Annotated in this window: 2 protein-coding genes; both read left to right on the top strand. The window is 23.2% G+C overall.

The genetic code is table 11. The features are described 5' to 3' along the window. Positions 1-1,860, top strand: a 1,860-nt coding sequence (locus tag AWT72_RS08450; RefSeq protein ID WP_197407652.1) for a hypothetical protein, incomplete at its 5' end; no start/stop codon positions are given. 32 nt (positions 1,861-1,892) lie between these two features. Continuing rightward, a partial coding sequence (locus AWT72_RS08445) for a hypothetical protein (protein WP_156413131.1) occupies positions 1,893-2,128 on the top strand: 236 nt, incomplete at its 3' end.

Genomic DNA, 2,128 nt, shown 5'->3' with positions numbered 1-2,128 from the left:
CATGGTGTAGACTATAACTTGCATTTAGACTTAGCGATGCCAGGTGGAGCATTAAAGTTTGCAGATGATTTAACAAATGTTATAAATACTCCTAAAGCATATGCTATGGCAATAGAAGATATAATAGAAAATCCTAAAAAGAAATTTAAAGATGAAATAAGAAATAGATTAGGAATAGTAAATGCAAACACTGAAAATTTATATATTAAAGAAACTCAAAAAAAAGTATATGAATTAGTAGAAAAAATAAAAAATTCATCTGATGAAGAAAAAATAAAATTTAAGAAAGAATTTAAGATTATATTAGAACAATTTACAAATCATCTTTCAAGTATAAAAGGCAAAAAATTTAAAAAAATTAAATTTACTAGGGAAGGCAAATTTTATGGAAAAGCCTCAACGGATGAAAATAATGAATTAACTATACATCTTGATAGAATAGATATAACTGATTTAAAGAATCTTAAAAATCTTATAATATATGAAGCAAATAGATATACATATAAAGATAAAAATTTAGATAGAGAAACCGTTAAAAGAGATGGTATTAAAGTAAAAGATGGTTATACAAACTTAGATTTAACATTGTCAGATGATATTAATTACAAAAATATGAGATATTATTTAGACCATAAAGAAGCCACTAAAGAAGAAATACTAAAACAAAAGAAATTATTAGAGAGTTCTAAAAAAGAATTTAGAAAATTAAATGAGAAAGATAAGATGAAAGTTGCTAAAAAAGTAGCAGATTATTTAAAAGAATTTGAAGGACTTTATGTAGATGAAGTAAGATTTGATAAAGAAGTAGATGCTATAATAAAAAATCCAATTAATGATTTTTCTTATGTAGAACCTAAAGATGATTTAAGACTATATGCAGATTTAGCACAAAAGATAGGATACATTGAATTTAAAAATTTATCATCAGTTAAAAGAAATGATATTTTAAAAGAATTAAATGAAAAGTATGGAAGTACTATGAAATTTCTAAAAGAAGAATCTGATGAAAATGGTCAAAAAATAATATACATTAGTAGTGGTAAAAAAGCCAAAAACGGAAAAGAGATAGTATATGCAATTCCTAGAGCTAGTAGATTTGATCCAACTTTTAAAGATATCAAAGGGATGAAACAAGATTGGTTATTTGCTAATTTATTAGCACATGAATTAGGATTATTCAAATCATTAAATCATGCAATTAAAACAAAAGAATCAGTAGAAAGATTTTTGAATAAAAATCCTGATAAACAAATATTGATGTTAGCTTATTCAAAAGCTGGTTATGAAGCATTACATACTGAAAAAGAAGTTAAAGGTGTTCAAGCAATTACATTTGATTCTCATTTGCCTAAAGGAAATGAAAATGATGAAATATCAAAGGATGCATTTAATTTTAGTTCACCATTTTCATTATTAACAAAAACCATTAATGGAATATCAATAAATAATTTCCCTAGTAAATTTGTAGAATATCAAAAAGTTAAAGGATACCAAAATACAAGTAATATATATTTTAAAGCAGAATATAATAACTCAACTTTAAGAAAATTAGAAAATGATTTATTAAATGAAATATTTTCTGACGATCTTATAGTCTTAAAAGATTTACACGAGTTAGATACAATTGATTATCAAGCCATTAATAATTTTCCACACGAAAAATTTGAAAATATAAAAGATTATACAAATGGAAAAGTAAGAGATTATAAATTTTCAAATAAAAATTATAATACTATCACTATAATTTTAAGAAGTGCAAGTAAAGATTTAAAGAGAGAAATAAATGAAAATATAAAAGTTATAAATAATGATATAAATAAAGGGAAAAAAATTATAAATGATATATTCAATTGGTTTTAATAAATTTTTTTTAAAGGAATAGGATTATAAAAATGAAAAGAGATTTAACACTTATGGGATTAATAATTTTATTAATTATTGTTATAGTGGGATTTGTTATATTTTCACCCAAAAAAGTAAAAGAGGAAAAAATAAGTGAAGAAGCTATTGAGTTAACAAGTAGACTTGAAAAAGAGAGAGGTCTTATTATAGACCCCAAAAAAATAAAAGTAGATGTAAAGAAAGGATTTGCTGCAACTTTTATAGACATAAGTATGAAAGACCCTTA

It is taken from the genome of Oceanivirga salmonicida, from assembly GCF_001517915.1.
GTDB classification, from domain to species: domain Bacteria; phylum Fusobacteriota; class Fusobacteriia; order Fusobacteriales; family Leptotrichiaceae; genus Oceanivirga; species Oceanivirga salmonicida.
This window is presented reverse-complemented; position numbering and strand designations above follow the sequence as displayed.